Here is a 4,458-nt window from a genome sequence, read left to right on the forward strand (position 1 = left end):
CGAGTAACCCTACACTATTATTTCATGAATAAAAACCCCCTCACACCATGTGAGGGGGCATTAACTTCTATTATCTAATTACAGCTTATAGTAATCAACCGCGATTTGTGCGCCGATTTTTGCGTTGTTGTATACGAGGTTGATGTTAGCTTCTAAGCTTTTTCCGTCTGTTTTTTCAACGATTGCTTTTAATAAGTAAGGTGTTGCTTCTTTACCGCCGACACCGTCTTTTTCCATTTGCTCGACCGCTTCTTGGATTACACCGTTGATGTAGTCTTTGTCGAGTGCTTCATCTTCTGGAATTGGGTTTACAACGCTCGTACCACCTTCAAGTCCTAAATCGTGTTTTGCTTTAATGACTTTTGCGATATCTTCTGTCGTATCGAAGTGTGATGCGAGTTTAAGTCCACTTTCTCTCGTGAAGAATGCAGGTAGTTCATCTGTTTGATATCCAATTACTGGTACACCTTTTGTTTCAAGGTATTCTAGAGTTCTTGGTAAGTCTAAAATAGATTTCGCACCTGCAGAGATTACGACGACGTCTGTTTTACCAAGTTCGTCTAAGTCTGCTGATACGTCCATATGCTCTTCATATCCGCGGTGTACCCCACCGATTCCACCTGTAACGAAGAATTTGATTCCTGCTAAGTTCGCACAAATCATTGTAGATGCTACAGTAGTCGCACCGAGTGTTTTCATTGCGATAACTTCAGCTAAGTCACGACGAGATACTTTAGTAACATTACGTCCTTCTTTAGCAAGTAATTCTAAATCGTCTTCAGTAAGTCCGACTTTAATACGGCCGTCCATAATTGCGATTGTCGCTGGTACTGCACCGTTTTCTCTAATGATTTCTTCAGTCTTCTTCGCCATCTCTACGTTTTGTGGATACGGCATACCGTGAGAAATAATAGTCGACTCTAATGCGACCACTGGTTTATTATTTTCTAATGCTTCTTGTACTTCTTTTGTAAGATCAATTAAATGATTCATTCCTATAAGCCTCCAAATCTAATTTTAACTGCTTTTCTGTTAAATCTTGACGTACTGTAAAATCTGTTTCAATCGTTTTTGTTGAGTTGACCATACCAAGTTCAATACAGTCATCTATACTATACCCATTTAGCCATCCGTAAATCACTGCGCTAGAAAAACTATCGCCAGCGCCTGTTACGTCGACGACGCGGCTCGATTTCTTAATCTGATAAATCTTTTCATAATCTTTAGACGAATATGCTAAAAATTTAGATCCGTTCGTTACGATAACGTTAGACACGCCGCGAGCGTTCCACAACTTCGCACCTTCCATTAAATCTTCATCCGTCTGAATGACCATATTAAACTGAGCTTCAGTCTCATCACGGTTCACAATTAACCAGTCGACTGGCTCTAAATCATCCGGCAGACGCTCCATTTTCGGTCCAGATACAGGAATAAATACTAACTTAATATCGTGTTTTTCTGCATATGCTACTAAGAATTCAAGCGTCACTTTCGGTACGTTTAAATCCGCTACGATACATTTTGCACGCTTTAAAATATACGTCTGACGAATCAGTACTTCAGGTGTGAATTCATCGTAAATACTCATATCCGCAAAACCGTATTCCATTTCGCCTTCACGGTTTATTAATGCAGTATATGCGCCTGTATTTTTCCCTTCGATGATTTCAGTGAAATCTAAGTTAATATACGCTTCAGATGCTTCTTTAACTTTCAGCCACTCTGCGTCATCACCTCTTGTCGTAATGAGCGCAACGTTTTGGCCTAAACGACCCAAGTTCTCAGCGATGTTACGTACAACTCCACCGACAGAATGCGCAGAATCAATCGGATTTGACGTTCCATGAATCAGCTTTTCATGAACAAAAAACTTCTTATCAATATTCGCTGCACCGACACAAACGATCGGGAACTCTTCATTTAAAACGTAAGCTTGTCCTTGAATAAACTCTTTATGCACGAGATCTGCTATAATTCTCGATACACTCGAAGCAGTTAAACCAAGCTTTTTAGACAACTCCGACTGAGAAATAAACGGGTTCTCTTTTATGAGATTTAATACTTCAGCCTCTCTTTGATTCAACAGCCTATCTCCTCTCAAACGATTTCTATCTTTTATTATACAGCACATCGATAAAATTTTATCAGTATAACTTTGTAAAAGAGCATTCATAACGTTTTATTATCTTATCATGTTATTTTTATAAAATCTATTAAGATAAAGAAAAACCTCATCTTCTAAAACGATTAATTAAAAAATAACCAAAAAGACCACAAATTAAAATAAAAGCAAAAATACCCATATACTAATCTCCTTTTCAACAAACTTCATCGTCCTAATAAACAAAATACTCCCGGCCGGGATCGAACCGGCACTCCGAAGAATCGGATTTTGAGTCCGACGCGTCTGCCTATTCCGCCACGGGAGCTTAATTTTAATAAAAAAAAAATAAGACTTACAAAGTCTTACCAAAAAAATGGAGCGGAGAGCTGGATTTAAACCAACGACTTACTTCAGGAAGAAGTATGTTATAAACAACTTAACTATCTCCGCATATATAAAATTAAAAAAGGCGCCTACCGGATTTGAACCGGTGGTAGAGGATTTGCAGTCCTCGGCCTTACCACTTGGCTAAGGCGCCAAACTACTGGGCTGAAAGGATTCGAACCTTTGCATGACGGAGCCAAAATCCGTTGCCTTACCGCTTGGCTACAGCCCAATATGGGGCGACTGATGGGATTCGAACCCACGCATGCCGGAGCCACAATCCAGTGCGTTAACCACTTCGCCACAATCGCCGTCGTACAGGGGTAGTAGGAATCGAACCCACATCAAAGGTTTTGGAGACCTCTATATTACCATTATACGATACCCCTATAAATGGAAGGGGGCAGATTCGAACTGCCGAACCCGAAGGAGCGGATTTACAGTCCGCCGCGTTTAGCCACTTCGCTACCCTTCCAAAAAATGCCGGCCAGAGGACTTGAACCCCCAACCTACTGATTACAAGTCAGTTGCTCTACCAGTTGAGCTAGGCCGGCAAAATGGTGGTTCTGGACGGAATCGAACCGCCGACACTCTGATCTTCAGTCAGATGCTCTACCAACTGAGCTACAGAACCATATATTAAATTAAATGGCGGTCCCGACGGGAATCGAACCCGCGATCTCCTGCGTGACAGGCAGGCATGTTAACCGCTACACCACGGGACCATTAATTGATATAAAAAAAATTGCGGGAAGTGGATTTGAACCACTGACCTCCGGGTTATGAGCCCGACGAGCTACCAACTGCTCCATCCCGCGATAATAAAAAGAAAACGGAGGAAGAGGGATTCGAACCCCCGCGAGCTGTTACGCCCCTGTCGGTTTTCAAGACCGATCCCTTCAGCCAGGCTTGGGTATTCCTCCATAATAATATTAAATTAAAATTCGATGGACCTTGCAGGACTCGAACCTGCGACCAAACGGTTATGAGCCGTTTGCTCTAACCAACTGAGCTAAAGGTCCACTTTAAGTGGCGGTGGAGGGGATCGAACCCCCGACCTTTCGGGTATGAACCGAACGCTCTAGCCAGCTGAGCTACACCGCCTGGTATACTCATCAAACTTATATATAAAACTAATGGTGGAGAGTAGCGGGATCGAACCGCTGACCTCCTGCGTGCAAAGCAGGCGCTCTCCCAGCTGAGCTAACCCCCCATTATATCGGGAATATAGGATTCGAACCTACGACTCCTTGGTCCCAAACCAAGTGCTCTACCAAGCTGAGCTAATTCCCGTCACTTTTATATACGCGCCCAAGAGGAGTCGAACCCCTAACCTTCTGATCCGTAGTCAGACGCTCTATCCAATTGAGCTATGGGCGCTTAAAAAATGGTGCCGAGGACCGGAATCGAACCGGTACGGTAATCACTTACCGCAGGATTTTAAGTCCTGTGCGTCTGCCTGTTCCGCCACCCCGGCGCAACCATTTAATGGAGCGGAAGACGGGATTCGAACCCGCGACCCCCACCTTGGCAAGGTGGTGTTCTACCACTGAACTACTTCCGCGTTATTTAATTTTTTATGGTGCGGGTAAAGGGAGTCGAACCCCCACGCCCGAAGGCGCTAGATCCTAAGTCTAGTGCGTCTGCCAATTCCGCCATACCCGCTTAAAGAGTGAGCCGTACAGGAATCGAACCTGTGACCCTCTGATTAAAAGTCAGATGCTCTACCGACTGAGCTAACGGCTCTAGATGGTGCCGGCCAGAGGACTTGAACCCCCAACCTACTGATTACAAGTCAGTTGCTCTACCAGTTGAGCTAGGCCGGCATAAATGGTGGAGAATGGCGGGCTCGAACCACCGACCCCCTGCTTGTAAGGCAGGTGCTCTCCCAGCTGAGCTAATTCTCCGCACGTATTATTATTACATATTTCTTGTATGTATGCAATACTTTTTTTTAAAAATAAATG

2 protein-coding genes and 23 tRNA genes are annotated in these 4,458 nt (G+C 43.7%); all 25 read right to left on the reverse strand.

What is annotated here, in order from left to right; all coding sequences use genetic code 11:
- Window positions 1–78 precede the first annotated feature (78 nt).
- Window positions 79–993: a pseudouridine-5'-phosphate glycosidase gene (locus TJ68_RS07515; protein ID WP_040929556.1), complete on the reverse strand. Its 915-nt coding sequence runs from the start codon at window positions 991–993 to the stop codon at window positions 79–81.
- Entirely contained in the window at window positions 977–2,086 is a 1,110-nt protein-coding gene (locus TJ68_RS07520; protein ID WP_040929557.1) for a PfkB family carbohydrate kinase, read from the reverse strand. Before TJ68_RS07520 ends, TJ68_RS07515 begins: the two co-directional genes overlap by 17 nt.
- A 266-nt stretch (window positions 2,087–2,352) precedes the next feature.
- Window positions 2,353–2,432, reverse strand: a tRNA-Leu gene (locus tag TJ68_RS07525).
- A 49-nt stretch (window positions 2,433–2,481) separates the two neighbouring features.
- Window positions 2,482–2,557, reverse strand: a tRNA-Gly gene (locus TJ68_RS07530).
- A 17-nt stretch (window positions 2,558–2,574) separates the two neighbouring features.
- Window positions 2,575–2,645 (reverse strand) — tRNA-Cys (locus tag TJ68_RS07535).
- A gap of 6 nt (window positions 2,646–2,651) precedes the next feature.
- A tRNA-Gln gene (locus tag TJ68_RS07540) sits at window positions 2,652–2,723 on the reverse strand.
- A gap of 3 nt (window positions 2,724–2,726) precedes the next feature.
- Window positions 2,727–2,802 (reverse strand) — tRNA-His (locus TJ68_RS07545).
- 7 nt (window positions 2,803–2,809) lie between these two features.
- Window positions 2,810–2,880 (reverse strand) — tRNA-Trp (locus tag TJ68_RS07550).
- A 5-nt stretch (window positions 2,881–2,885) separates the two neighbouring features.
- A tRNA-Tyr gene (locus tag TJ68_RS07555) sits at window positions 2,886–2,966 on the reverse strand.
- 6 nt (window positions 2,967–2,972) lie between these two features.
- A tRNA-Thr gene (locus TJ68_RS07560) sits at window positions 2,973–3,045 on the reverse strand.
- Window positions 3,046–3,049: 4 nt separating this feature from the next.
- Window positions 3,050–3,125 (reverse strand) — tRNA-Phe (locus TJ68_RS07565).
- 15 nt (window positions 3,126–3,140) lie between these two features.
- Window positions 3,141–3,216, reverse strand: a tRNA-Asp gene (locus TJ68_RS07570).
- 20 nt (window positions 3,217–3,236) lie between these two features.
- Window positions 3,237–3,309: transfer RNA gene (locus TJ68_RS07575), tRNA-Met, on the reverse strand.
- 15 nt (window positions 3,310–3,324) lie between these two features.
- Window positions 3,325–3,414, reverse strand: a tRNA-Ser gene (locus tag TJ68_RS07580).
- Window positions 3,415–3,439: 25 nt separating this feature from the next.
- A tRNA-Ile gene (locus tag TJ68_RS07585) sits at window positions 3,440–3,513 on the reverse strand.
- Between the two features lie 8 nt (window positions 3,514–3,521).
- Window positions 3,522–3,595, reverse strand: a tRNA-Met gene (locus TJ68_RS07590).
- Window positions 3,596–3,628: 33 nt separating this feature from the next.
- A tRNA-Ala gene (locus TJ68_RS07595) sits at window positions 3,629–3,704 on the reverse strand.
- Between the two features lie 6 nt (window positions 3,705–3,710).
- Window positions 3,711–3,784, reverse strand: a tRNA-Pro gene (locus TJ68_RS07600).
- 13 nt (window positions 3,785–3,797) lie between these two features.
- Window positions 3,798–3,871 (reverse strand) — tRNA-Arg (locus TJ68_RS07605).
- Between the two features lie 8 nt (window positions 3,872–3,879).
- Window positions 3,880–3,968: transfer RNA gene (locus TJ68_RS07610), tRNA-Leu, on the reverse strand.
- Window positions 3,969–3,980: 12 nt separating this feature from the next.
- Window positions 3,981–4,055, reverse strand: a tRNA-Gly gene (locus TJ68_RS07615).
- A gap of 16 nt (window positions 4,056–4,071) precedes the next feature.
- A tRNA-Leu gene (locus TJ68_RS07620) sits at window positions 4,072–4,156 on the reverse strand.
- A gap of 8 nt (window positions 4,157–4,164) precedes the next feature.
- Window positions 4,165–4,237, reverse strand: a tRNA-Lys gene (locus tag TJ68_RS07625).
- A 4-nt stretch (window positions 4,238–4,241) separates the two neighbouring features.
- Window positions 4,242–4,317, reverse strand: a tRNA-Thr gene (locus tag TJ68_RS07630).
- A gap of 5 nt (window positions 4,318–4,322) precedes the next feature.
- A tRNA-Val gene (locus tag TJ68_RS07635) sits at window positions 4,323–4,398 on the reverse strand.
- Window positions 4,399–4,458 lie beyond the last annotated feature (60 nt).

The organism is Nosocomiicoccus massiliensis (genome assembly GCF_000438455.1).
GTDB classification, from domain to species: domain Bacteria; phylum Bacillota; class Bacilli; order Staphylococcales; family Salinicoccaceae; genus Nosocomiicoccus; species Nosocomiicoccus massiliensis.

Coding starts and splice junctions, on each gene's coding strand:
- TJ68_RS07515 (WP_040929556.1), bottom strand. CDS start 993: ATGAATCATTTAATTGATCTTACAAAAGAAGTACAAGAAGCATTAGAA.